This is a genomic window from Sandaracinus amylolyticus, from assembly GCF_000737325.1.
Classification (GTDB): domain Bacteria; phylum Myxococcota_A; class Polyangia; order Polyangiales; family Sandaracinaceae; genus Sandaracinus; species Sandaracinus amylolyticus.
Map to the genome: position 1 here is coordinate 6,788,148 of NZ_CP011125.1, position 25,178 is coordinate 6,813,325.

A 25,178-nucleotide genomic window follows, 5' to 3' on the forward strand; every position below is an offset into this window, starting at 1 on the left:
TCAGGGCTCCTCGTCGCGCGGCTTGAGGCCGATCAGCGTCACGACGCGCGCGCCGTCGTCGAGCATGCCCTCGTCGGCGATCTCGATCGCGACGAGCCCCGCGCGCGCGAGCAGCGTCATCACGTCATCGTCGCGCTCGACGTCGCGCGGCGAGATCACCTCGGCGCGATCGTGCACCAGCACTCGGCCCCCAGCGCGCGTGACCCGCGCGAGCTCGCGCATCGCGCGCAGGCGATCGTCGACGTCGCCCAGCACGCGATCGGCGAGCACGACGTCGAAGCGCCCGTCGTCGAAGGGCAACGCGCGCGCGTCGGCGACCGCGAAGCGCACCGCGAGCGCGACGTGACGAGCGCGCCGGAGCGCCTCGTCGATGCGCGCGAGCGACGTGTCCACACCCGTCACGCGCGCGCCCACGATGCGCTCGGCGAGCGCGAGCGCGTCGTCGCCGACGCCACAGCCGACGAGCAGCACGCTCGTCGCGTCGAGCGGGACGAGCGCGTGCGCACGGGGGCGCGGACGTGCCTCGAGCCACGGCGCCAGCATCATCCTTCTCCGCGCGAGGGCTCGAGCGCGCGCAGCGCGTCGCTCGTCGTCAGCACCACGCCCGCGGTGCGCGCGACCTGGCGCAGCGCGATCTCGTGATCCTCGCGCGAGAAGTCCGCGGTGGCGTCGGCGAGGAAGAAGGGCTGCACCCCGCGCATGCATCCGTCGACCGCCGTCGTGAGGCACCCGATGTGCGCGTAGATGCCGGTGATCATCAGCTGATCGCGGCCGAGCGTGCGCAGGCGGTCGTGCAGGCGCGTCTCGAAGAACGCGCTGTAGCGCCGCTTCGGGATCAGCGCGTCCGCGTCGATCTCACCGACGTCGAGGCCCAGCTTCGCGAGGCTGGGATGCTCGACGATGCCGGGTCCCCAGAGATCCCAGAGCAGGCCGCGCTCATCGCGGCTCTGCTCGCCCGGCTGCACCGAGAACAGCGCGGGAACGCCGACGCGCGCGCACGCGCCGACGAGCGCGCGCACGTGCTCGAGCACCGGACGGAGCGGCGACGCGCTGGGATCGAACGGCCGCAGGAAGTACGCCTGCATGTCGTGCACGAGCAGCGCGGCGCGCGAGGGCTCGAGCGTCCAGCGCGCGCGACACTCGGGCCACGAGCGCGGTGTGGGGAGCTCGTAGGGGGCGATCGTGGGAAGGGCCATGGTTCGCTACCTCTCGTCGTCGGCTCGCTCGGCGTGCGAGCGAGGAGGATCGACTTCGCGCGAAGGCAGGAGCGCACCGAGGACGGTGCGCATCTTCGCGCTGGTCTCTGCGAGCTCGAGCTCGGGATCGGAGCTGCCGACGATGCCGGCGCCCGCGAACACACGAACGCGCGCGCCCGCGATCTCGGCGCAGCGGATCGCGACGATCCAGTCGCCGTCGCCGCCCGCGCGCGTGTAGCCGAGCGCGCCGGTGAAGTAGCCGCGATCGAGCGCCTCGAGCCGCGCGATCCACTCGCGCGCCGCGCGCGTCGGCAGCCCGCACACCGCGGGCGTCGGATGCAGCGCGACGGCCAGGCGCAACGAGGAGAGATCGCGATCGCGCAGCGTTCCCTCGATGCGCGTCGAGAGATGCCACATCGTGGGCGTCGCGCTGACCACCGGCTCCCGCTCGAAGCGGAGCGCGCGCGTGAGCGGCGCGAGGCTCGCGACGACGTGCTCGACGACGATCTCGTGCTCGTGACGATCCTTCGGCGAGCGCAAGAGGCGCGCGGCGCGCTCGCGATCTTCGATCGGATCTGCGCAGCGCGGGCTCGATCCCGCGAGCGGCACGCTGACCACCGTCGTCCCGCGTCGCGAGAGCAAGAGCTCGGGGCTCGCGCCGACGAGGCGCGTCGGGTCGCTCGCGCCGGGCGCGACGTCGAGCGAGTACGTGAAGCCGTGCGGGTTGCGCGCGCGCAGCACCGCGAGCAGCGCGTTCACGTCGGGCCTCTGGTCGACGGTGAGCTCCGTCGCGCGCGCCAGCACCACCTTCTTCAGCGCGCCGCCGCGGATCGCGCCCGCCGCCTGCGCGACCGCGTCGACGAACCCGCCGCTCTCGTCGTGCGCAGCGCGATCGATCGGCGTGCGCGCGATCGCGCGCGATGCGCCCGTCGTCGCTCCCCACGCGTCGGACACGAGCGCGCGCGCGGGGCGGAAGAGCCGCACCGGCGCGTCCTCGCCGAACGGCAGCGCACCGACCACGAGCGCCGCGCGCGGATCGTCCGACGCGGCGAGCGCACCATCGATCTCCGCGAGCCATCGCTCGGGCGCGCGCAGCGTCCCGTGGAACGACTCGCGCTCGCCCTCGCCCACCACGGTGCGCGTGGGCCCGGCGAGGAAGAACGCAGGCACGTCGGCGCGCATCACGGCTCCACCCCCACGCGACGCGCGAGACCGCGCAGCGTCGGCTCCTCCGCGAGGTCGGCGAACGTCACCTCGACCCCGCCCTCGCGGATCCGCTCGACCAGGCTCATCAGTCGGATCGAGTCGAGGCCCCAGTCGAGCAACGAGTCGTCCGGCGCGAGCGAGCTCGCATCGACCTCGATCAGCGCAGCGATCTCCGCGACGAGCGCGGGGTACGTCGCAGGCAGCGCGCTCACGACGCTCCTCCCGCGGCGAGGCGACTCGCCAGCGCGGCCTTGTCGATCTTCCCGACGCTGGTGCGCGGCAGCGCGTCGCTCACGAGCTCCACGCGATCGGGGAGCTTGAAGGTCGCGACACCGCGCGCGCGCAGGTGCGCCATCAGCGCGGCACGCGTGATCGGGCGATCACCGACCACGATCGCGCAGATGCGCTCGCCGACGATCGCGTCGTGCATGCCGAGCACCGCCGCCTCGCGCACGTCGGGATGCGCGACGAGGTGCTGCTCGAGCTCGGCGGGCGCGATCTTCTCGCCGCCGCGGTTGATCTGCTCCTTCGCGCGCCCTTCGACGACGAGCGACCCGTCGGGCATGCGGCGGACGCGATCGCCGGTGCGATAGAACCCGTCGCGCGTGAACGCGATCGCGTCGTGCTCGGGCACGCGGTAGTAGCCGCGGATCGTGTAGGGCCCGCGCGCGAGCAGGTGCCCCACCTCGCCCTCCGGCACGTCGCGATCCTCGTCGTCGACGATGCGCACTTCGTCGTCCTCGGAGATCGGCCGGCCCTGCGTGGTGATCACGCGCTCGAGCGGATCGTCGAGGCGCGTGTAGCAGACGAGCCCTTCGGCCATCCCGAAGACCTGCTGGAGTCGGCACCCGAGGCCCTCGATCAGATCACGCGCGAGCTCGACGCCGAGCTTCGCGCCGCCGACCTGCAGCACCTCGAGCGAAGGAAAGCGCAGCCCGCGCGCGCGCATCGCCGCGAGCCACGCGCGCGCGAGCGGCGGCACGAGCGCCGTGATCGTCACGCCCTCGCGCGAGAGCAGCGGGAACGCGGCGTCGGGATGAGCCTCGCGGCTCATCACGACGCGCGCCCCCGCGACGAGCGCGCCGAGCACCCCCGGCGAGCTCAATGGGAAATTGTGCGCGCCCGGCAGCGCGACGAGGTACACGCTCCGCGCGTCGAGCCCGCAGATCGGCACGCTCGCGCGCACGCTGTAGAGATAGTCGTCGTGCGTGCGCGGGATCAGCTTCGGCGTCCCGGTGCTGCCGCCCGACAGCTGCAGCAGCGCGACCTGCCTCGCGTCGACGGCGGGCAGCGTGCGCGGCGCGCCGTCGAGCGACGCGAACGGCACCAGCTCCTGCGCATCGCCGACGACGATGACGTGTCTGAGCGTCGGCGTGCCGGCCTTCACCTCGCGCGCGAGCGCGCGGTGGTCGAACCCGGCGACCACGTCGGCGCAGACGTACGCGACCGCGCGCGTGTGCTCGCAGAAGTGCGCGATCTCCGCGCGCCGATGACCCGACAGCGCCATCACGGGGATCGCACCGAGCCGCCACAACGCGAACAGCGTCTCGATCAGCTCGAGCACGTTCGGCAGCTGCACCACCACGCGATCGAGCGGACGGATCCCGAGCTCGATCATCGCGGACGCCACGGCATCGACGCGCGCATCGAGCTCCGCGTACGTCGCGCGCCGTGCGCCGCACACGACGGCGACGCGCTCGCCGTGACGTCGCGCGCCCTCGCGCACGATCGAGTCGAGTGGATCACCTCGCCAGTGCCCGGCGCGTCGATACCGCTCTGCGACGTCGTGGGGCCAGGGCACGCAGCCCTCGAGCAGCGTCGTGCTCATCGCTCGTCCACCGCGATCGGCTCGTGGTGATCGTGCGCGGCGACGCCGCGCTTCCAGTGCCCCGACGCGTGCACGTGCGACGCGGGCAGGCCGCGATCGACGAGGAGGTGTCGATACACCGCGCGCACTTGCGACGCCTCGCCCGCGAGCCACGCGAAGCCTTCGCCCTCGGGCAGCGCGAGCGCGCGCACCGCATCGAGCAGCACCTCGCCCGCGCGGCGATGCACCCAGCGCGCCCCGATCGGCCCCGACGCCGGCCACGGCTGCTCTTCCTCGGGCCCGTCGACCAAGAGCACCACGCGCACGGCGACGCTCGCCGGCAGCTCCTCGATCCGTCGCGCGATCTCGGGCTGCGCCGTCTCGTCGCCGACGAAGAGGTGCCACGCCACCTCGCGCGTGAGCACGTACGAGCCGCGCGGTCCCGCGACGCCGACGACCTGTCCGGGCGTCGCCTGCGCGGCCCACGTCGACGCGACGCCGTGGCCGTGCAGGAAGAAGTCGACGTCGAGCTCGCCGCGATCCGGGTCGTAGCGACGCGGCGTGTAGTCGCGCGCGATCGGCTTCGGTCCGTCGCTCGGCGCGGGCAGCCCGGAGGGCCCGATCACCGGCAGGATCGGATCGCGCTCGCCCGGCCGCGGGAAGAAGATCTTCACGTGGTCCTCGGGCGCGAGCGACCGGAACCCAGCGAGGTCGGCGCCGCCGAGCGTGACGCGCGTCATGCGCGGCGTGAGCGCGACGACGCGCTTCACCTCCAGCGTCCGCATCGCGATCGGGTGCCGCACCAGCTCGAAGAGCGAAGGATCGTGAGCCATCCGTCGTGCCCCCTCACGCCCCGAACGCGCCCGCGGCGCGCATCTCCGACAAGCTCTCTCGCGCGGCGCCGATCGCGTGCTCGATCTGCGCGCGCGTGTGGGCCGCGCACAGGAAGTTCACGTCGCGACGCAGCAGCACTCCGCGGCGCGCCATGCGCCCCTGGAAGTCGCGCATGAGCGCGACGTGTCGCTGCGCATCGGGCGAGAACGAGAAGAACGGGATCGCGTCGTACCCGAGCACGCGCAGCGGTGCGCCGAGCTCCTCCGCCGCGCGGCTCACGCCTTCGCGCAGCGCACGCCCGAGCGACGCGACGTGCGCGACGTAGCCGGTGTCGCGACAGATCTCGATGGTGCGCAGACAGACCGCGAGCGAGACGAGCTCTCCGCCGAACGTCGTCGACACCTGCAAGCGCTCCATCTGCTCGAGGTGCGCGCGCGGACCGACGACCGCGGAGAGCGGCATCCCACCCGCCATCGCCTTCGAGAAGCACGACAGATCGGGCCGCACGTCGAAGAGCTCCTGCGCGCCGCCGAGCGCGAGGCGGAACCCGGTGACGATCTCGTCGAAGACGAGCAGCACGCCCGCGCTCGTGCACACGTCGCGCAGCGCGAGCAACAGATCGCGCGTCACGCAGCGGTTGTAGGGAACCGAGATCACCACCGCCGCGAGCTCGCGCGCGCCGCTGCGGATCGTCTCGAGCAAGCGCGGCTCGTCGTCGGACGTGAAGAGCGGAAGGCGCGTCGTCAGCGTCGCGAGCGCGCTCGGCACGCCCGGCGTGTCGAACATGAAGTGGTCGTGCCAGCCGTTGTATCCGACGGTCACGACGCGCTCCTTGCCCGTGATCGCGCGCGCGAGGCGGACCGCGGCGGACGTCGCGTCCGCGCCGGTCTTGAAGAAGCGCGCCATCTCCGCGCCGGGCACGACACCGACGAGCGCCCTCGCCGCGCGCACCTCGAGCTCGGTCGGCAACGAGTGCACGAGCCCGAGCTCGAGCGCGTCGCGTGCAGCCTCGAGCAGCGCAGGGTGCGCGTGACCGAGCGACGTCGCGCCGAGGCCGCAGACGAAGTCGACGTACTCGTTGCCGTCGACGTCCTCGACGAGCGCGCCGCGACCGCGCGCGAGGTAGACGGGAAAGCTGCCCGGCGCGAAGTGCTCGGGCCGCTTCATCATCGAGAGCGTCAGCCCTGGGACGAGCGCGCGCGCCTCGTCGAGCAGCGCGTGCGACCGGTCGAGCGGCCACGTGCTGGGGTGCGGTCGGGGGAGGCTGTCGGGCATCGCGAGCCGACCTAACCACGAGTGAGAATGACTTTCAAGGGCTTTGATAATAATTCTCACTTTCATTTTCAGCGCGATTGACAGTCATTCTCAATTGACGTAGGCCACCGCCGATGTCGAGGTCCGACGGCGAGCGACTCTCCGAGGCACAGCTCGGCATTTGGTTGGGGCACCAACGCGCCCACGACGGCACGGTGCTCCATGCCGCCGAGTGCGTGGTTTTCGAAGGACTTCTCGACGTCGCGGCGTTCGCGCGCGCGCTGGACGCCACCCTCGTCGAGGCGACCGCGCTCCAGGTCGCGTTCGAAGAGGCGCGAGGTGAGCCACGACGCGTCAGGCGCGAATACGACGGTGTGCGCCTCGAGCGGACGTCACTCAACGGGGAGGCGGAGCTTCTCCGACATGCCCAGCGAGAGGTTCGCCGGCCGCTCGACCTCCAGCGCGGCGCCCTCTCCCGCCACCAGCTGCTCACCCTCGGCCCCGGCCGCTACGCGTGGCTCCACGTCGCGCACCACATCGCGCTCGACGGCTACGGCTTCCACCTCGTCGCGGCGCGGGTCGCGGAGCACTACGCGTCGCTCCAGCGCGACGATCGCCTCGCGACCCGCGGCGCGCTCACCGCGTTCGAGCCCGTGCTCGACGAGGACGACGCGTACCAGCGCTCGCCGCAGCGCGAGGCCGATCGCGCGTTCTGGCGCGACGAGCTCGGCGCGCGTCGTGGCCTGAGCTTCGGCGCGCCCGCGATGCCGGGGCACGGCCTGCGCACGTGGCACCGCTGGGACGGCGAGCGCGCGCAGCGCGTGCGCGACGCGGCGTCGCGAGTGGGCGTGTCGTGGATGGAAGCGCTCCTCGCGGTGATCGCCGCGCACGTCGGCGAGCGCGCGTCGACGCGCTCGTTCCTGCTCGGGCTGCCGGTGATGCTGCGGCTCGGCACGCGCGCGCTGCGAACGCCGTGCATGGCGATGAACCTCGCGGCGCTGCCGATCGATCTCGACGCGGCGTCGAGCATCGGAGCGCTCGCACGCACGATCCGCGCGGCGCTCGCGCGGCAGAAGCGGCACCAGCGCTATCGCTACGAAGCCCTCCGCGTCGATCGCGCGGCGCTCGGCGGACGGCTCTTCGGTCCGGTGGTGAACGTGATGCCGTTCGCGCTGCCGGCGCGCTTCGGTGACTGCAGCGCGCGCGTGCTGCGCGTGTCGGCGGGGCCCGTCGAGGAGCTCGCGTACACGATCGCGCCGTGTGACGAAGGGCTCGAGCTGACGCTCGACGGACACGCCGAGCGCTTCGACGAGCGCGAGCTCACCGCGATGGCGCGCACGCTGGAGCGCGATCTCGACGCGTGGCTCGACGCGCCCGATCGACCGTTGCGCCCCCGCAGCACCGCGACGACCCGGCCGCACGTCGCGCCGACCTGGCCGCTCGATGCGCTCGGCGAGCATGCGCGCACGACCCCGGATGCGACCGCGCTCGTCGAGGGCGAGCGTTCATGGACGTACGCGGAGCTCGATCGTGGCGCGCGGCGATGCGCGGAGTGGCTTCGCGCAGCCGGCTGCGAGCCGGGATCGCTGGTCGCGATCGAGCTCCCGCGGAGCGCGATCGGGATCGTCGTGATCCTCGGCACGCTCTGCGCGGGCGCGGGCTACGTCGCGCTCGATCCCGCGCAGCCGAGCGCGCGGCGAGCCCGCGTGATCCATGCGGCGAAGCCGCGCTTCGTGGTGACGCCCGACGCGCTTCCACACGACGCGCTCGAGGCGTGGACCGCGCCGGGCTCGACGACGCCGCCGAGCGCGCGCGACGACGCGAGCATCGCGTACGTCGTGTTCACGTCCGGCAGCACCGGCGAGCCGAAGGGGGTCGCGATCTCGACCGGTGCGCTCGCGTGGTTCGTCGGCGCGGCGTCGTCGCGCTACGGCGTGTGCGCGCGCGATCGCGTGCTGCAGTTCGCGCCGTGGACCTTCGACGCGAGCGTCGAGGAGATCTTCGTCACGCTCGCGTCCGGCGCCGCGCTGGTGCTGCGCGACGACGCGGCGATCGAGTCACCGGAGGCGTTCTTCGCCGCGTGCGCGCGCGGTGGGATCACGGTGCTCGACCTGCCCACCGCGTTCTGGCACGAGCTCGCGCTCGCCGTCGCGCGGCGCGCGCTGACGCTGCCCTCGTGCGTGCGTCTCGTGATCATCGGCGGCGAGGCGGCATCGCCGGAGCGCGCGCGGCAATGGCGCGAAGGCGCGCGCGAGGCGCGCCTCGTCAACACGTACGGGCCGAGCGAGGCGACGGTGGTCGCGACGTGCGCGGCGCTCGACGACACGACGCGCGACGAAGCGCCGATCGGCACGCCGCTCCCGGGCATCGACGTCGCGATCGTCGACGAGCACGGCGCCGTCGTGACCGCACCCGGCGCGGTGGGCGAGCTCTGGCTGCTCGGGCCCACGCTCGCGACGGGTTATCTCGGGCGCGACGATCTCACGCGCGAGCGCTTCGTGACGCTGCCCGGGTGCGGCCGCGCCTATCGCACCGGCGATCTCGCGACGTGGCGCGACGACGGACAGCTCGCGCACCGCGGTCGCGTCGACGACGAGCTGAAGATCAGCGGACATCGCATCTGCCCCGCGGAGGTCGAGGCCGCGCTGTGCCGTCATCCCCAGGTGCGCGCCGCGGTGGTGTGGGGCGATGCGGCGAAGCGATTGCTCGCGAAGGTGGAGGCCGACGCGATCGACACGACCGCGCTGCGCCGCTTCGTGCGCGAGCAGCTGCCTGCGCCGATGGTTCCATCGGTGCTCGAGGTCGTCGCGCGCCTTCCGCGCACGACGCACGGGAAGATCGATCGCGTCGCGGTGCGGAGCGCGCCGTGCGACGACGCGCCCGAGCACGATCCCGACGTATCCGCGCTGGAAGCGCGGGTGATCGAGGCGTGGCGCGCCGTGCTCGGGGTGACGCGCGTCGAGCTCGACGACGACTTCTTCGCGCTCGGCGGGCACAGCCTGCACGTGATCCAGCTCGCGAACCGCCTCAGCGGCGCGGGCGCGGAGATCCGCGTCGCGGAGATCTTCCGTCGCCCGACGCCGCGCGCGCAGGCAGCGCTGCTCGCGTCGGCGGCTGGAGCGCCGCCACACGAGACGATCTTCGAGCCGGGCTCGGTGTCGCTGCCTCCGTCCTGGGCACCCGCGCCCGCGACGCTGGGGCGAGGCCGCGTGCTGCTGACCGGCGCGACCGGGTTCGTCGGCGTGCACCTGCTCGCGAGCTGGCTCGAGCGCTCCGACGACACGATCGTGTGCACCGTCCGAGCGAGCGATGACGCGACGGCCCGCGCACGTCTCTTCACGCGCGCGGAGGAGCTCGGGATCGAGCTCGGCCCCGCGGCCCATCGCATCGAGGTGATCGCCCTCGATCTCACGGCGCGCGATCTCGAGATCGCACCCTGCGCGACGGTGTTCCACTGTGCTGCGCAGGTCAGTCTCGCGCGCGACTACGACAGCCTGGCCGCCGTGAACGTCGTCGCGACGCGCGAGCTGCTCGGCCTCGCGCTGCGCTGGGGCGCGCAGCTCCACTACGTCTCGTCGATCGCGACGGTCCCGCGCAGCGAGCCCGAAGAGCGACTCCATCCCGCGCACGCCGGGCTCGTCGACGGATATCAGCGCTCGAAGTGGCAGGGAGAGGCGCTCTGCGCGGAAGCGGGCAATCGCGGTCTCCGCGTCGCGGTGCATCGGCTCGGGCGCGTCGCCGGTCCTCGCCGGCGTCCCAGCGTCAATCGAGGCGATCTCGTGTGGCGCATCGGGCGCGCCGCCACGCGCGTCGCTGCATGGCCCGACCTGCCGGTGGAAGAGCCGTGGATCCCCGCGGACGACGCCGCGAGCTCGATGGTTCGCTTGGCGCTCGCCGATGCGGCCACGACGCCCGCGAGCGCGTACCACTTGGTCCACACCGGCAGCGTCGCGCTCGATCGTGTCCGGGAGGCGCTGACGTGCATCGGATATCCGCTCGCGCGTGTGTCGGTGTCCGACTGGATGACGCGAGTCCGCGCCCGCGGTGACGACGAAGACCGTTCCACGCTGGCCTTCTTCGAGCTCCGCGCCATCGACGCCCACACGGCCGCGAGCGCAACACCGGAATACCCGTGCGCGCGTGTGCTCGCGCGTCTGCCCGACCTCGACACGCGCGCCGTCGATTCGGCGCTGCTCATTGGATATTGCCGGCATGCGCAGGCGATTGGCGTCCTCCCCCGGACGCCCGATTCCGACTCTGTTCGATCTGGAGACGAGGGATGACGAAGAACGACAATACAATCTGGATTGCCCGCGCGACGGTCGTGCTCGCGATGCTCGCCGTCGGGGCGGGCTGCGGCGGAGACGACGACTCCGGCACGAGCGAGACCGACAGCGGTGTCGGTCCCGGCCAGGAGGACGGCGGCACGCGCGTGGACGGCGGCACGAACGTCCCCGACGAAGACGCGGGCGCCGGAGAGGACGCTGGCTCGAGCGACGCCGGATCGGTCGGTGAGGACGGCGGACCGCCCTATCCCTCCCTTCCGCCCGTTCTCTCGGTGAGTGGCTGTCAGGCGCTCGCGATCGGGCCGCTCTGCTCCGTCACACAAGACGGCGACGCGCTCTCTGCCAACTGCAGCGGACGAGTCCTCACTGGCACCGTCAGCGAGAGCGGGAACGTGGCGCTCGCGGCCGATCCGTGGACCACGAGCGAAGGCGCGACTGCCATGCTCGCGTGCACCGGCCGATTCGTGCTCGGACAGCTCACCGCGACGTGCACGCGCACGACGACGGCAGTCGGCGAGACGCCGGCGGGCGAGCAGACGTGCAATCTCCTCTCGGATCGCGACGTCCTCCCCGGGGTCACGTGCCTCGAGCTCCCGCCGCGGCTCGACGACGTCGTCCTGTGCGTCGAAGGTGACGCACGCGGCGGCGCGACGATCACCGCCGGCACGTGCCGCGTGATCCAGGACGGCTGCGCGTTCCAGGCGGAGTGCGCGGACGACCTCGTGCTCACCGGCACCGTCACCCGGACCGGCATCAGCTTCAGCCAGCGGCTCGAAGCGCTCGCCGACGCACAGACGCCCTCGGGCGGCGGCAGCCCCGCGTTCATGGCGGGCGACATCGTCGCTCACAGCTGCACTGCGACGCTCGAGGGAACGACGCTGAGCGGCTCGTGCGGCGCCGGACGCGCGGGTCGCGGCGGCGCGGACACCAGCGTCTGTGCGATCTCCGGTGCGCAGGTCGCGCCGCCGACGTGTGATCTCGTCGCGCCCGCGAGCGAGACGCTCTTCGCGCTGCACTCGTGCGACGAGCTCCGCAACGGGGTCGGCGGCGAGCCGGGGATCGGCGAGCCGGTCTGCGCGTTCCGACAGAACAACTGCATCTGGGAGGTCAATTGCGGGAACAATCCGCTGCTGACCTTCAGCGGGCGGATCGCGCCCGGCGACGACTCGGTGCGTTGGCACCTGCTGACGGGCACGCCGTGCGAGATCGGATTCGACGACGCGGGCAACCTCGAGGGCGAGTGCACGGTTCCCGGCGAGGAGGCGTGCATGCTCCGCAGCATCGACGCGGTGCCCGGCGGCGAGACGTGCCCGGCGGCGGTGAACGATGCCGAGTTCACCTCGCGCGGATGCGGCGCCGCGATCGACTGCCGCATCGCGGTGCAGCACCAGTGCGCGTTCATGGCGCTCTGCTCGTTCACGACGCGATTCCCCGACGTCGTCATCGCAGGTCGCTCGTCGTACGTCGACGGCCGCCCGCACCTCGCGTTCAACGGTCTCACGGACTGGCAGTGCTACGTCGACCAGGCGACGACGGACGAGATCACGAGCGGTGATCGCGTGACCGGCGAGTGGTACGGCCAGTGCGTCAATCCGTCCGGCGGCATGTGCCGCAACAACTACAACCCTGCGACCGGTACCGGGTTCCGCGGACTGCAGGTGTTCTTCGAGTCGTCGGCGGAGTGATCCCCCACGCTCGCGGTGACCGAGCTCGCGTGAACGACGCGTGGCTCGGTCACCGCGGAGCGTGCCAGTCGTGCAGCACCGAGAGCAGTACTCATGGACATGCGATTCACGTTCTCCGAGCGCGCCAGCCTCGCGGAGGTCTCCGCGCTGCGCGAGCAATATCTCGACGAGCTTCCGGAAGCCCAGGACGCGCTGCTCGAAGCGCGCGTGTCGGCGGGACGCTGTCACGCGATCCACCTCGCCGGGGCGCCCTGCGGATATTTCGTGGTCGCGGACGACACGCTCCTCGAGCTCCACCTGACCCCGGAGACGGCGCGATTCGCGATCTTCCTGCTCCCTCGCATCGTCGCGGAGCACGCGATTCGCGCGGCGCTCGTGAAGACCTTCGATCACGTGCTGCTCGCGCCCGCGCTCGACCTCGCGCGCGAGGTGCGCGTCCTCGGTGTGCTGGTGCGCGAGTTCGAGGCGCCGGAGACCCCCGAGAGCGAGCGAGCCCCCTACACCCAGCGCCCGGCGAGCGTCGACGATCTGCCGCGCATCCGCGCGATCGAGCAGGACGTCTTCACGCATCCCGAGCGCCTCCGACGGGTGATCGAAGCGCAGCAATTGCACCTGTTCGAGCACGACGGTGCGCTGATCGGATTCGGAATCGTGCGCCCCGTGATCGCGGGACGCGCCGACGTCGAGATCGGAATCGCGGTCGACGTTCCGTTCCGGAGCAAGGGATATGCGGTGCAGCTCCTCCGCGACATGGCGGAGCAGTGCCGCGCGCGCGGCCTGAATCCGGTCTGCGGCTGCGCGCGATCGAACGAAGCGTCGATCAGGACGGGACTCCGCGCCGGCTTCTCGTCGCGGCACCGACTGATCGAAGTGCGCTTCGCCTCGGACGAGAAGCGATAGGCGCACGAGTGTGGAGACGGCGATGAACCAACGATATCGATTCGTGATCGTGAGCCTGGCGCTGATTGCGTCGCTGAGCGCGGCGTGCGGCGACGACGACGACGGCTCGACCCCGACCGACGGGGGCAATCCGGACACCGACGGCGGCGCTCCGCCTCCGACCGACGGCGGCGAGCCCGCGCCGCCCGTGTATGCCGTGATCACGCAGGTCTTCGAGGCGATGGGCCAGACGAGCTACGTCGTCCTCACCGGTGATCTCACGCGGACGACGACCCTCGCGCTCCACGACGCGACCGAGCTGCCGGGACGCGCGATCGGCGCGGGCCCGACCGGCGGTGGCGCGCTCTACGTCGGCGGCACCGAGGGCCCGACCATCACGCGCTACGACCTCTCGCAGGACGGAACGACGCTCGAAGAGGGCGACACCGTGAGCTTCGCGGGCGCCGGCGTGACGTCGATCGGCGAGTACCAGGATCAGCTGCAGTTCGTGTCGGAGACGAAGGCCTACTACTTCGACGGTCGATCCGCGCAGATGATCGTGTGGAACCCGAGCGAGATGACGGTCGAGCGCGCCGTCGATCTCTCGGAGCTGGTGATCGAGCGCGCGCTCCTGACGTTCTCGACCAACGCGGTGCGCCACGGCGAGCACATCGTGTTCCCGCTCGGATGGCGCAGCGACGTGGACGCGCGGATCATCAGCGTCGCGGGCGTGCTCGTCGTCGACACGCGCGACGACTCGTTCACCGTCGCGCGCGACGAGCGCTGCGGATACGTGCGCACCGCGGCGGAGGGTGACGATGGGCGGCTCTACCTCGCGACGGAGGCGTACGGCTCCGCGGTGCACCGCGTCGTCGCGGCGAACGCGCCCGCGCCGTGCTTGCTGCGGCTCGACGAGTCGTGGTCGGCGTTCGACACGTCGTTCCACGTCGAGCTCTCGACGCTCGTCGGCGGCGCGACGGCGGGCTCGCTCGTGCAGAGCGACGGGGCGACCACGTGGATCCGCGTGCTCGACGAGAGCGCGGTCACCGTGACGCCCGAGACCAACCCGCGCGTGCTCGCGAGCACGCGTGCGTGGCAGTGGTGGCGGATCACCCTCGGCCCCACGCCCACCGCGGCGGTGCAGGAGATCGGGACGAGCAACGGGAGCGAGTTCCTGCTCAACGTCGACGATCACGCGGTCATCCCGGAGTTCGCGAGCGATCGTTCGCAGACCGTGCTGCGCGATGCGTCGGACGGCACTCCGTCCGACGCGAACGTGACGGTGCCGGGTCTCACGTTCTCGCTCGTGCGCATCCGCTGACGGAGCGGCCAGCATGTCGGCGCCGATCCTCACCGCGCTCAGGGCGCGCATCGCACACTCGCCGCGCGCTCCGGCCCCGGGCGCGCGCACCCGCGCAATGCGCTGGATCCGCAAGATCCACATGTACCTCGGCCTCGCGCTCTTCCCGTGGATCATCTTCTTCGGGGTGAGCGGGATGCTCTTCAACCATCCCGGCGTCGGCGAGGACGTGCGCGCGCGCCCGATCCCCGCCGAGCACCTGCGCGAGCACGCGGGCATCACGCCGATGGCGCCGCGCGCGGTCGCGGAGGACGTCGTCGCGGCGCTGCGCGCGGAGGGTCACTCGCTGCGCCTCGACGACGAGTACGAGAGCCGCTTCCAAGGATCGCTCGCGTTCGGCGCGAGCGGGCCCGGCGTGAAGCACCTCGTGCTCGTCGATCCCGCCGCGGGTCGCGGCCTGCTCCTGTCGCGTCCCGATCACACCGCCGCGCCGCCGCCCTTCGCCGGCACGATCGACCTGCCCGACCATCGCATCTCCGACGTGGAGGCGCGCATCGCGTCGCTGCTGCCGACGCTCGGCGTGGACGACGCGCACGGACCACTGCGCGCGCGGATCGCGCCGAGCGTTCGCTTCCGCACCATCGACGCCGACGGGCATCGCTGGAACGTCACCTACGATCTGCGCACCGGGCGCGTCGATGGACGGCTCACCGAGCGCTCACCCGCGCTGAGCCTCCACGACCTGCTCGGCGCGATGCACAAGACGCATCACTACCCGCCCTCGCTCGGCCCGACGACGTTCTGGGCGCTCTTCGCCGACCTCACGGGGCTGACGCTGATCATCTGGGCGCTCACCGGGCTCGTGATGTGGTGGCAGCTCAAGAAGACGCGCGCGCTCGGCGTGATCGCGGTGAGCGTGGGCGTGCTCGTGGCGGCGCTCACGATGGTCGCGACCCACGACGAGCTGCGCTTCGGGAACGTCCGCCCCGAGGAGCCGGGCCGAGCGAGCGACTGAGTCGTTCGGGCCCGACGCCGAGCGTCACTCCGGTGCGGTGCGGAGCTCGGGGACGTCGAGGACGACGCGCCAACCGTCGTCCTCGAGCACCATCGGGAGATCTGCGCGCTGCGACGGCTCCTCGCCGCTCACCGTCACGACCGCGCGCCCTTCGCCCTCCTCGCGCGCGCGGAAGCCGCTGCCTCGTCGCGGGGTGAAGCGCAGGCGCGAGCGCCCCTCGACGAGCATCTCCCACGGCTCGTACTCGCGCGCGCCGAGCGCGGTCGCGCTGCGCGCGCGCTCGTAGAGGCGACGCTGCGACTCTTCGTCGATCAGCTCGTGCGCCTCGCGCAGCGCGCTGCGATCGTCTCGGCCGCGCTCGAGCGCGTCGACGAAGAGCGCCGCGGCACCTTCGGGGGTCGTGTCGTCGAGCTCGCGCGCACACGCGGCGAGCAGCACGGACGAGAGCAGGGCGACGACGATCGGAGAGCGCACGGCGCGATCATCTAGCGCGGAGGTCGCGCGCGTCGATGCGACGCGGCACAAGATGGGGCGTGCAGGACGCGAAGTCGCTGAGCCGTCTCGACGCGATCGCGCAGGCCGAGCTGTGCGCGCGCGGCGAGGTCACCCCCGACGAGCTGCGCGAGGCCGCGCTCGTACGCATCGACGCGCTCGATCCGCTGCTGCGCTCGATCGTGACGGTGAGCCGCGAGCGGCCGCGCACGCTCGGCGAAGGCCCGCTGCGCGGCGTTCCCTTCGTCGTGAAGGACTCGACGCCCTGGCCCGATCTGCGCTGGTCGATGGGCTCCCGCGTGTTCCGCGCGAACGTCGCGCGACAGCAGACGCAGTACGGTAAGCGGCTCGCCGCGGCGGGGCTCGTCTGCGTGGGCAAGAGCGCGACCGCCGAATTCGGGCTGCTCCACAGCACCGAGACGCTGCTCGAGGGCGTCACGCACAACCCGTGGGATCTCTCGCGCTCGTGCGGAGGCTCGTCGGGCGGGAGCGCGGCCGCGGTCGCCGCGGGCCTCGTGCCGATCGCGCACGCGAACGACGGCGGCGGCTCGATCCGCACGCCCGCGTCGGCGTGCGGCGTGCTCGGCTTCAAGCCGTCGCGCGGGCGCACGGTCCCCGCGAGCTTCGGCACCAGCGACTTCCTCGACCTCACGAGCGATCACTGCATCTCGCGCTCGGTGCGCGACAGCGCGCTGTTCCTCTCGATCACCGAGGATCGCAGCGCCGGTGATCCCGTCGGCTTCGTGCGCGATCCCATCGATCGCCCGCTGCGCATCGCGACGTGGACACGCACGCTCCTCGCCGACGACGTCGAGCCCGCCGTGCGCCGCGCGTACGACGACACCATCGCGCTGCTCACCGAGCTCGGGCATCGCGTCGACGGGATCGCGCCGCCCGCGATCGCCGGTCCGCCGCTCGCCGATGCGCTCTTCGTCGTCGCCGGCGCGGCGGTCGCGGGCGTGGTCGACGTCGTCGATCGTGCGCGCGGCACGCCCGTGCAGGAGCACGAGCTCGAGCCCTTCACGTGGTCGCTGATCGAGGCGTTCGAGGCGCGCGGCGCTCACGCGCTCCCGATCGCGCGCAACGCGTTCGCCGAAGCAGCGCGCATCTACCGCGACGCCACGCGCGAGCACGACGTCGTGCTCACGCCGACGCTCGCGACCGAGATCTGGCAAGTCGGCCATCTCTCGCCGGTGCTCGGCCGCGAGGAGCTCATCCGCCGGACCGCGCGCGCCGTGGGCTACACGCCGATCCAGAACGTCGCGGGCTGTCCCGCGATGTCGGTGCCGCTGCACGTGTCGGAGCGCGGCCTGCCGATCGGGATGCACTTCGCAGCGGCGGCAGGCGCCGATGCGCTCCTGCTGCGCCTCGCGTACCAGCTCGAGCAGGCGCGGCCCTGGGCCGATCGCTGGCCGCGCTACTCGATCCCGACGATCTAGGCCGGGGTCGGCCAGATCTCGTCGTCCCACCCGGGCAGGAAGAGATCGGGGCCGCTCGACGGCGGTGCCCCGCGCAGCGGCTCGCTCGGCACCGCGAGATCGTCGAACCGCTCGACGAACCGCGCGACCGTCGCGCGCTGCTCGGCGCCGATCTCGAATCGATCGCCGCACACCTCGCCCTCCACGCGATCGGCGCGTGCGATCGCGCGCAGCGTCTCGATCGAGAGGTCGAGACGCACCGCGTCGTAGACCCCGCGCGTCAGCGGTCGTCCGATGTAGCTCGCGCGCAGCGCGACGCGCTCGCCGTCGATCTCCATGCGCACGTCGCACATCGCGCCCCATCGCCGCGCCCGCGCCGGCGCGTCGACGATCGCGTGGACGTGCATCTCGTCGTCGCGCGGCCTGCCCCAGATGCGCAGCGCGCCCCAGCCCCACAGAGACGCGACGTTCGGCCACGGGATCTGCGCGCGCAGATCGGGCGCGTGCGCCGCGCCCTGCTCGACGACGCTGCCCTCGAGCGGTGTTCCGTCGGGCAGCGTCGCGGTCTCGCGCGCGACGCGCGGCTGCTCGCGGCGATCATTCCGCGAGCCAGCAGGCAGCGCGCAGGAGACGCAGAGCGCGAGCACCCCCGCGATCCAGATCGGCGCGCCTGTCGCTCGAGATGACAGCATCCGACCCCGACCTCCGAGCCGCGCGGATGCACGGCCCCACCGACTCGAATCGTACGCCCGCGCGTGACGGATCTCACCTGGAGGCGCGCGCACGAACGATGCGACACGCGGGCCCTCACGCGGCTTGGACCGCGCCTTTGCCCGCGTGGCCTCGCTCGGTAAGATGCGCGCGCTCATGCGCATCAAAGGCGACGATCCGACGCTCGCGCTCTTCTCCGTGCTGCGCGAGGACGGCACCGCGGACCCGCAACGCGACCCCTTCCTGCCGAAGGAGATGCTGCTCGCGATGTACGAGCAGATGCTGCGCATCCGCCGCATCGACGAGCGCATGCTCGGCAAGCAGCGCCAGGGCAAGGTCGGCTTCTACGGCACGATCACCGGGCAAGAGGCGACCCCGATCGCGACGGGCCTCGCGCTCGCGCCCGAGGACTGGGTGTTCCCCGCGCTGCGCGAGGCCGCGATCATGCTCGTGCGCGGGTTCCCGCTCGGCACGTGGCTCGCGCAGGTCTACGGCAACCACGGCGACCTGCTGAAGGGCCGCCAGATGCCGAGCCACCAGTCGGGCCGCGCGGTCAACCAGGTCGCGTGGAGCTCGTGCATCGGACCGCAGATCCCGCAGGCGGTCGGCGCGGCGATGGCGGCCAAGGCGAAGGGCGACAAGGCCGTCAGCGTCGGCTTCATGGGCGACGGCGCGACCAGCCAGCCCGACTTCCACGCGGCGATGACGTTCGCCGGGATCCACAAGCCGCCCGTGGTGCTGATCTGCCAGAACAACCACTGGTCGATCAGCGTGCCCACCGCGAAGCAGACGGCGAGCAAGACGATCGCGGTGAAGGCGCACGCGTACGGCATCCGCGGCGTGCGCGTCGACGGCAACGACGTGCTCGCGGTCTATCGCGTGGTGAAGGACGCGGTCGATCGCGCGCGCGCCGGTGAGGGCCCGACGTTCGTCGAGAGCCTCACGTACCGCATGGGCCCGCACAGCTCGAGCGACGATCCGACGCGCTACCGCTCGAACGACGAGGTCGAGTCGTGGGCGAAGAAGGACCCGCTCGCGCGCTTCGAGCGCTACCTGCAGAAGGCCGAGCTGCTCGACGACGCGACGAAGGACGCGATCGAGGCGCGCCTGCGCGCGGAGCTCGATGCGGCGCTCGCGCAGGTCGAGGAGCTCGGCCCGCCGGCGCGCGAGACGGTGTTCGAGGACGTGTATGCGTCGTTGCCCGCCCACTTGGCGGAGCAGCGCGAGACGCTCCTCGCACTTCCGCCGGCCCCTCTCGGTCACCACTGATCTCCCAAGGGGGCTCCGCCCCTTTCGAGCCCCGGCCGCCGCCTAGCGGCGGCGCTGCGCGGGGGCCCCCTACGCCCCCTTGCTCTTGCTCAGCGCGGCACTCTCGAGAAAGAGCGCCGCTCGATTCCGCGACAGCCTCCGCTCCGACGCGGGGCTCGATGAACCCACATCTTCTTCGAAGGAACGTTCCTCATGGCCAACAAGAGCTTCGACGCGATCGTCATCGGCGGAGGTCCCGGCGGCTACCCGTGCGCGATCCGTCTCGGGCAGCTCAAGCAGAAGGTGCTCGTCGTCGAGAAGGAGTACGTCGGCGGCGTGTGCCTCAACTGGGGCTGCATCCCCAGCAAGGCGCTGATCGCCGCGTCCGGTCTCTACGAGCGGATCCTGCACGCGGAGAAGATGGGCATCACCGCGCAGGGCGTGCAGATCGACATCGGCAAGATGCAGGACTGGAAGGAGGGCATCGTCAAGAAGCTCACCTCCGGCGTCGCGACGCTGATCAAGGCGAACGGCGGCGAGATCGTGATGGGCACCGCGCGCGTGACCGGCCCCAAGACGGTCGAGGTCACGAAGAGCGACGGCACCAAGGAGACCTTCGAGGCGACGAAGGCGATCGTCGTCGCGACCGGCGCGACCCCGATCGAGCTGCCGCACCTCAAGATCGACGGCGAGACCGTGATCACCGCGCGTCAGGCCGTGTCCATGCGCGAGGCGAAGGGCACGATGATCGTCGTCGGCGGCGGCGTCATCGGCATGGAGCTGGGCATGGTCTACCAGAAGCTCGGCATGAAGGTGATCGTCGTCGAGCTGCTCGATCAGCTCCTCGGCGCGACCGATCCCGACCTCGTGCAGGTCGTGCAGAAGGCCTTCGAGAAGGCGGGCGGCGAGGTGCTGCTCAAGACGAAGGCGACGAACCTCCGCGTCGAGAACAAGAAGGCGATGCTCACCGTCGAGCTGCCCGACGGCGCCAAGCGCGACATCGAGGCGGACAAGGTGCTCGTGTCGATCGGCTTCCGCCCGAACGGCAAGGGCATCGGCCTCGAGGAGATCGGCGTGAAGCTCGATCAGCGCGGCCACGTGCTCGTCGACGACAAGCTCCAGACGAACGTGAAGGGCGTCTACGCGATCGGCGACGTGAGCGGCGCGCCCTACCTCGCGCACAAGGCGACGAAGGAGGGCGAGATCGTCGCCGAGGTGATCGCGGGCAAGAAGTCGGCGCGCGACTGGCGCACGATGCCGAGCGCGATCTTCACCGAGCCGGAGATCGCGACGACCGGCATGAGCGAGCGCGACGCGAAGGCCGCGGGCAAGAAGGTGAAGCTCGGCAAGTTCCCCTTCAGCGTGCTCGGCCGCGCGATGGCGATCGACAGCACCGAGGGCTTCGTGAAGGTCATCCTCGACGAGCAGACCAACGAGGTGCTCGGCGTGGCGATCGTCGGTCCCGAGGCGAGCGATCTGATCAGCGAGGCGAGCCTCGCGATCGAGATGTGCGCGTTCGCCGAGGACGTCGCGATGACGATCCACCCGCACCCGACGCTCGGCGAGGGCGTGATGGAGGCGTTCCACCAGGCGCTGGGGCACGCGATCCACACGAACAACCGCGCGCCGCGTCCCAGCGTCTGATCGACGAGCACGAAACACGAAGAGGCCGAATGCGGCACGCCGCGTCGGCCTCTTCGCGTTCCGTCCGTCTCGTCAGCGCGTCAGCACGAGCCGCCGGTGCACACGAAGTCGAGGTCGCACACGGGCCCGGTGCCGCACCGGCACTCCCCCGCGGTGCAGCGATCCGCCGACTGCGTGCACGTGGTCCCGCAGAACCCGCAGTTCTGCATGTCGGTCTGCAGGTCCACGCACCCGCCCGCGCAGCACGTCCGACCCGCCGCGCAGGGCGCGACGCCCGGCTCCGTCGAGCAGTCGCAGCTCCCGTCCTCGGTGCACACGTCGGCGCGCGTGCGGTCGTCCAGGCTCGCGCAGCCCTCGCAGCACTGCGCGCTCTCGTCGACGCGCCCGTCGCAGTCGTTGTCGCGCTCGTCGCAGAGCTCGGGCGCGCCCGCGAGCGAGCCGAACGGCGGTCGCACGTCGGTGCGCGCGTCGTCGCAGTCGCAGCGCGTCAGGTCGTCGCCGGCGCGGCACGCCTCGATGCCGTCGCCGTCGGTGTCGCCGCACGACGTGTCGCGGCCGTCGCAGTTCTGGTCCATGCGATCGCCGCAGATCTCGATCGCCGGCACGCACCCGCCGCCGCCGCCGTCGGTGCGCACCGTCGAGCCGTCGAGCCCTCCCGACGGGCCGCCGTCGACGCCCGGCGCGACCCCGTCGTCGTCGTCGCCCCCGCACGCGGCGGAGGCCACGAGGAGCAGCGCGCACGCATAGCTTCGCAGTCTTGCCCGGAGCGCTCGAGCGCGGGCCCCGGACGGGAGCGCGCGAGGCGCGCGGATCGGCGGTAGATCGGAGTCGACGAGTCTCATCGGCTCTCTCTCCTCACGCCCGACGAAGACGGCGGCGCACCGCGATCAGCGCGAGCGGCGCCATCACCCACAGCCACGACGCCGGCGCGCGCGGCGCCACGCGACACCCGCAGCCCTGCTCGGGCCGCGTGCGCATCCGTCCGTTCCCACCGTCGCCGGCGACGCCACCACCGTCGACGTCTCCGCCGCCGCCGCCGCCCGCGTCGCCGTCGGTCCCGGGCGGAGGCCCGGAGCCGTCGACGCACTCACCCTGCGTGCACCACTGGCCCTCGGGGCACACCGCGCCCGCGCACGCGTCGAGGCACGCGCCGGCCTCGCAGTAGAACCCGGGATCGCAGATCACGACGTCGCACCCGGCCGACTCGCAGCTTCCGTCCGCGAGGCACGTCTCGCCCTCGCCGCACGGCGCGCACGGGCACTGGGCGCGGCACTCGCCGTCCACGCAGATCTCGCCCGCCGCGCAGGTGATCACGTCGCAGAGATCGGTGCAGCGACCCGCGACGCACTGCTGTCCGTGCGGGCACGTGATCCCCGCGCACGCGCCCACGCAGACGCCGCCCTCGCAGCGCTCCGACGCCGGGCAGGTCACGCCGATGCACGCCGTCTCCACGCACACGCCCGCTTCGTTGCAGGTGTCGCCCTCGGCGCAGCCGCCCTCGAAGCACGAGGGCACGCACACGCCCGCGCTGCACACCTCGAGCGCGCCGCAGAGCTCGCCCTCGTCCACCGTGCCGTTGCAGTCGTTGTCGATGCCGTCGCAGCGCTCCGCCGTCGACGTGCCGATCTGCACGCACTCGACCTCGCGCCCGATGCAGCGCGTCACGCCCACGCCGCACGCGCCGGGCATCCCGGTCTCGCACACGTCGCCGGTGCCCGGGCAGCTCACCGACCCGCCGCGCACGCTGAAGCGCCACACGCCGGGCATCCCCACGTTCGACGTCGTGCAGAGGTTGCGGATCGCGCTGGTGCGCGAGCCCATGATCTCCACGAAGTTCGTGCCGTCGCCGGCGTCGAACCCCGCCTGCGCGGGCACGCAGCCGCTCGTCTCGGTGTCGCAGAGGCCGTTGTTGGAGCGCTCACCGCTCGCGTTGCCGGCCTCCCACTCGCAGCGGTTGTAACGGAACTCGACGTCGAAGTCGCCGGCGCGGCAGCCGATCGCGTTGCGCACGATCAGCTGGAAGTCCATGCGCGGCGTCGGGGTCTGGCCCGCGGTCTGGTTGTAGACGCCGACGTTGTGCCAGGTCGCCACCAGGAGCCCGGGCTCGAGGTGGTAGTAGACCATGTTGCTCGTCGCGCTCCGCGGGCCGCGCGTGTCCACGTCGCCCCAGTACGGCGCGATCATCGGGCGCATCGCGACCGGGAACGCCGTCGGCGTGTACTGCGACACGCCCGCGCTGAACGTGATGTTCCCGTTGTTGTTGACCCACACCTGCGTGTAGGGGCCGCCGAAGAAGTTGAGGCCGCCGGGGAACGCGGTCGTGAGGTCGATCGGCGACGACGAGCCGTCGTCGTTGGCGGGCAGCGTGCCCGTGCCGTAGCCCGCGGGCCCGCCGAAGGTCGCCATCAGCGGCGCGGCGGACGCCGGAGGTGGAGCCAAGAGAGCGCCCGCGAGGACGAGCGCGAGCGCGACGACCGACGAGGAGCGGGACAGCACACGCATGACCACCTCCGGAAAGCGAATCCACGATGGTACCGATCTGCCGTCCGTTCCGAAACGTTTGCAGCACTGGCGCCTCGGTCCGCGGAGGCGCAGAACCCTGCTCGTATGCGCAGACAGGTCCGCGTCCATCGTCTCGGCCGCATCCGCTACGACGAGGCGCACCAGCTCCAGCAGCGCCTCCAGGAGGCGCGCGTCGCGGGCGACATCCCCGACACGCTGCTGCTGCTCGAGCACGAGCCGGTGATCACGCTGGGCCGGAAGGCGGCGATCGGGAACGTGCTGCTCGCGAAGGAGATGCTCGCGGCGCGCGGCATCGAGCTCCACGAGACCGGGCGCGGCGGCGACGTGACCTATCACGGCCCCGGTCAGCTCGTCGGCTATCCCATCATCGACCTCAAGCCGGATCGCCAGGACGTGCGCCGCTACGTGCGCGAGCTCGAGCGCCTGATGGTCGACGTGTGCGCGACCTACGGCATCACCGCCGAGCGCATCGACACGCCGGGGCTCGAGGGCACGTGGGTGCGCTCCGGCGAGCTCGGCGACCGCAAGATCGGCGCGGTCGGCGTGCGCATCAGCCGCTGGGTCACGATGCACGGCTTCGCGCTCAACGTGACCACCGACCTCTCGCACTTCGCGCTGATCGTGCCGTGCGGCATCCGCGACAAGGGCGTGACCTCGCTCGAGCGCGAGCTCGATCGACGGCTGCCGATGGACGAGGTGATGGGCGTCGCCGAGCAGCGCTTCGCCGCGATCTTCGACGCGGACCTCGAGCACGCGCCGCTCCCCGAGCTCCCCGCGCCGGCCGCGCACGACCATCCGATGCGATGATCCGAGGCGTGTCGTTCGTCGTGCTCGCCGCGTGCGCGTGGGGCACGTGGAGCCTCTTCCTGCGCCCGCTCGGGCTGCCGTCCGCGTGGACCTCCACGCTGATCTTCGTGTTCGTGTCGCTGCTCGCGATCCCGCTCTACCGCCGCGAGACCACGCCGCGCTGGGATCGCGAGACGCTCGTGCTGCTCGGCGCGTTCGCGGTGCTCGACGCGGTGAACGTCGGGACGTTCTTCGCCGCGATGTCGATGACCTCGGTCGCGATCGCGGTGCTCACGCACTCGTTCGCGCCGGTCGTGGTCGCGCTCGCCGCGCCGTACGTCGAAGGACAGCGGGTGCGCCGCGCGCCGCTCGCCGCGTCGATCGCGCTCGCGGGCATCGTGCTGCTGCTGAGGCCGTGGGAGCCCGCGGCGCTCTCGGGCAGCGTGCTCGCGGGCGCGGCGCTCGGCAGCGTCAGCGCGCTCGCCTACGCGGGCAACGTGTTCCTCGCGCGACGCCTCACGCCGCGCATCGGCGCGGCGCGCACGATGGGCCTGCACTCGATCGGCTCCGCGCTCCTGCTGCTGCCGCTCGCGCTGATGACGCCCGCCGAGATCGGGGTGTCGTCGCTGTGCGTGCTCGCGATCGCGGCGGCGCTGCTCGGGGTCGGCGCGAACGTGCTCTTCGCGCACGGGCTCGTCGCGATCGGCTCGGCGCGCGGCGCGGTGCTCGCGTTCCTCGAGCCGCTGGTCGCGTGCCTCGTCGGGTGGCTGGTGTGGGGCGAGGCGCTCGCGCCGACGGCGATGCTCGGCGGCCTGCTGATCGTGGGCGCCGGAGTGATGGTCGCGACGTCCAGGAGTTGATCGGGCGTGCGCGCCCCGCCGCGTAGGCCTGGCG

At 72.2% G+C, this 25,178-nt stretch carries 21 protein-coding genes; 10 read left to right on the plus strand and 11 right to left on the minus strand.

Annotated elements, in window-relative coordinates; genetic code table 11:
* From DB32_RS28695 to DB32_RS28725, 7 genes are read right to left on the minus strand one after another with little or no spacing between them, the layout of a single operon-like run.
* Nucleotides 1–543: a class I SAM-dependent methyltransferase gene (locus DB32_RS28695; RefSeq protein WP_169791594.1), complete on the minus strand. Its 543-nt coding sequence runs from the start codon at nucleotides 541–543 to the stop codon at nucleotides 1–3.
* On the minus strand, nucleotides 543–1,196 hold the full coding sequence (locus tag DB32_RS28700; protein WP_053235830.1) for an isochorismatase family protein: 654 nt from the start codon (nucleotides 1,194–1,196) through the stop codon (nucleotides 543–545). The genes DB32_RS28695 and DB32_RS28700 overlap by 1 nt, the downstream gene beginning before the upstream one ends.
* A gap of 6 nt (nucleotides 1,197–1,202) precedes the next feature.
* Nucleotides 1,203–2,378, minus strand: a complete 1,176-nt coding sequence (locus tag DB32_RS28705; RefSeq protein ID WP_053235831.1) for an isochorismate synthase — start codon at nucleotides 2,376–2,378, stop codon at nucleotides 1,203–1,205.
* Nucleotides 2,378–2,614 carry a phosphopantetheine-binding protein gene (locus DB32_RS28710; RefSeq protein WP_157069505.1) on the minus strand — a complete coding sequence of 79 codons (237 nt, stop codon included), beginning with the start codon at nucleotides 2,612–2,614 and terminating at the stop codon, nucleotides 2,378–2,380. The genes DB32_RS28705 and DB32_RS28710 overlap by 1 nt, the downstream gene beginning before the upstream one ends.
* Nucleotides 2,611–4,230, minus strand: a complete 1,620-nt coding sequence (locus tag DB32_RS28715; protein ID WP_053235832.1) for a (2,3-dihydroxybenzoyl)adenylate synthase — start codon at nucleotides 4,228–4,230, stop codon at nucleotides 2,611–2,613. The genes DB32_RS28710 and DB32_RS28715 overlap by 4 nt, the downstream gene beginning before the upstream one ends.
* On the minus strand, nucleotides 4,227–5,042 hold the full coding sequence (locus DB32_RS28720; RefSeq protein ID WP_053235833.1) for a siderophore-interacting protein: 816 nt from the start codon (nucleotides 5,040–5,042) through the stop codon (nucleotides 4,227–4,229). The genes DB32_RS28715 and DB32_RS28720 overlap by 4 nt, the downstream gene beginning before the upstream one ends.
* 13 nt (nucleotides 5,043–5,055) lie before the next feature.
* Nucleotides 5,056–6,318 (minus strand): aspartate aminotransferase family protein, encoded by a 1,263-nt coding sequence (locus tag DB32_RS28725; RefSeq protein ID WP_053235834.1) that lies wholly within the window; start codon nucleotides 6,316–6,318, stop codon nucleotides 5,056–5,058.
* A 113-nt stretch (nucleotides 6,319–6,431) separates the two neighbouring features.
* On the opposite strand from DB32_RS28725, the gene DB32_RS28730 reads away from it, so the two are divergent.
* The 5 genes from DB32_RS28730 to DB32_RS28750 all read left to right on the plus strand — a co-directional run bounded on the left by DB32_RS28730 (nucleotide 6,432) and on the right by DB32_RS28750 (nucleotide 15,462).
* Complete coding sequence (locus tag DB32_RS28730) at nucleotides 6,432–10,580, plus strand: non-ribosomal peptide synthetase (protein WP_075097658.1); 4,149 nt, start codon at nucleotides 6,432–6,434, stop codon at nucleotides 10,578–10,580.
* Nucleotides 10,577–12,268 carry a hypothetical protein gene (locus tag DB32_RS28735; protein ID WP_157069506.1) on the plus strand — a complete coding sequence of 564 codons (1,692 nt, stop codon included), beginning with the start codon at nucleotides 10,577–10,579 and terminating at the stop codon, nucleotides 12,266–12,268. Before DB32_RS28730 ends, DB32_RS28735 begins: the two co-directional genes overlap by 4 nt.
* 93 nt (nucleotides 12,269–12,361) lie before the next feature.
* Nucleotides 12,362–13,168, plus strand: coding sequence for a GNAT family N-acetyltransferase (locus tag DB32_RS28740; RefSeq protein ID WP_053235837.1), 807 nt, complete (start codon nucleotides 12,362–12,364; stop codon nucleotides 13,166–13,168).
* A gap of 22 nt (nucleotides 13,169–13,190) precedes the next feature.
* Entirely contained in the window at nucleotides 13,191–14,468 is a 1,278-nt protein-coding gene (locus DB32_RS28745) for a hypothetical protein (RefSeq protein ID WP_075098053.1), read from the plus strand.
* Between the two features lie 97 nt (nucleotides 14,469–14,565).
* Nucleotides 14,566–15,462, plus strand: a complete 897-nt coding sequence (locus tag DB32_RS28750; protein ID WP_157069507.1) for a hypothetical protein — start codon at nucleotides 14,566–14,568, stop codon at nucleotides 15,460–15,462.
* 24 nt (nucleotides 15,463–15,486) lie between these two features.
* On the opposite strand, the gene DB32_RS28755 is transcribed toward DB32_RS28750, so the two are convergent.
* On the minus strand, nucleotides 15,487–15,936 hold the full coding sequence (locus DB32_RS28755; protein WP_157069508.1) for a hypothetical protein: 450 nt from the start codon (nucleotides 15,934–15,936) through the stop codon (nucleotides 15,487–15,489).
* A gap of 35 nt (nucleotides 15,937–15,971) precedes the next feature.
* On the opposite strand from DB32_RS28755, the gene DB32_RS28760 reads away from it, so the two are divergent.
* Nucleotides 15,972–17,393 carry an amidase family protein gene (locus tag DB32_RS28760; RefSeq protein ID WP_053235841.1) on the plus strand — a complete coding sequence of 474 codons (1,422 nt, stop codon included), beginning with the start codon at nucleotides 15,972–15,974 and terminating at the stop codon, nucleotides 17,391–17,393.
* Here DB32_RS28760 and DB32_RS28765 read toward each other — a convergent pair.
* Nucleotides 17,390–18,064, minus strand: a complete 675-nt coding sequence (locus DB32_RS28765) for a hypothetical protein (protein WP_157069509.1) — start codon at nucleotides 18,062–18,064, stop codon at nucleotides 17,390–17,392. The two genes, DB32_RS28760 and DB32_RS28765, sit on opposite strands and share 4 nt — an antisense overlap.
* Nucleotides 18,065–18,239: 175 nt before the next feature.
* On the opposite strand from DB32_RS28765, the gene DB32_RS28770 reads away from it, so the two are divergent.
* A complete protein-coding gene (locus tag DB32_RS28770; protein WP_083458577.1) occupies nucleotides 18,240–19,352 on the plus strand; it encodes a thiamine pyrophosphate-dependent dehydrogenase E1 component subunit alpha in 1,113 nt (370 codons plus the stop codon).
* A gap of 192 nt (nucleotides 19,353–19,544) precedes the next feature.
* Nucleotides 19,545–20,975: a dihydrolipoyl dehydrogenase gene (lpdA, locus tag DB32_RS28775; protein ID WP_053235843.1), complete on the plus strand. Its 1,431-nt coding sequence runs from the start codon at nucleotides 19,545–19,547 to the stop codon at nucleotides 20,973–20,975.
* 80 nt (nucleotides 20,976–21,055) lie between these two features.
* Here lpdA and DB32_RS28780 read toward each other — a convergent pair whose 3' ends face one another.
* Entirely contained in the window at nucleotides 21,056–21,700 is a 645-nt protein-coding gene (locus DB32_RS28780) for a MopE-related protein (RefSeq protein ID WP_053235844.1), read from the minus strand.
* Between the two features lie 130 nt (nucleotides 21,701–21,830).
* The gene (locus tag DB32_RS28785) at nucleotides 21,831–23,477 is read right to left on the minus strand and encodes a nidogen-like domain-containing protein (RefSeq protein WP_053235845.1); all 1,647 of its coding nucleotides are present in this window, start codon (nucleotides 23,475–23,477) and stop codon (nucleotides 21,831–21,833) included.
* Nucleotides 23,478–23,582: 105 nt separating this feature from the next.
* On the opposite strand from DB32_RS28785, the gene lipB reads away from it, so the two are divergent.
* Both lipB and DB32_RS28795 read left to right on the plus strand, forming a co-directional pair.
* Nucleotides 23,583–24,305: a lipoyl(octanoyl) transferase LipB gene (gene lipB / locus DB32_RS28790; RefSeq protein WP_053235846.1), complete on the plus strand. Its 723-nt coding sequence runs from the start codon at nucleotides 23,583–23,585 to the stop codon at nucleotides 24,303–24,305.
* A complete protein-coding gene (locus DB32_RS28795; protein ID WP_053235847.1) occupies nucleotides 24,302–25,144 on the plus strand; it encodes a DMT family transporter in 843 nt (280 codons plus the stop codon). The genes lipB and DB32_RS28795 overlap by 4 nt, the downstream gene beginning before the upstream one ends.
* The last annotated feature ends 34 nt before the right edge of the window (nucleotides 25,145–25,178 follow it).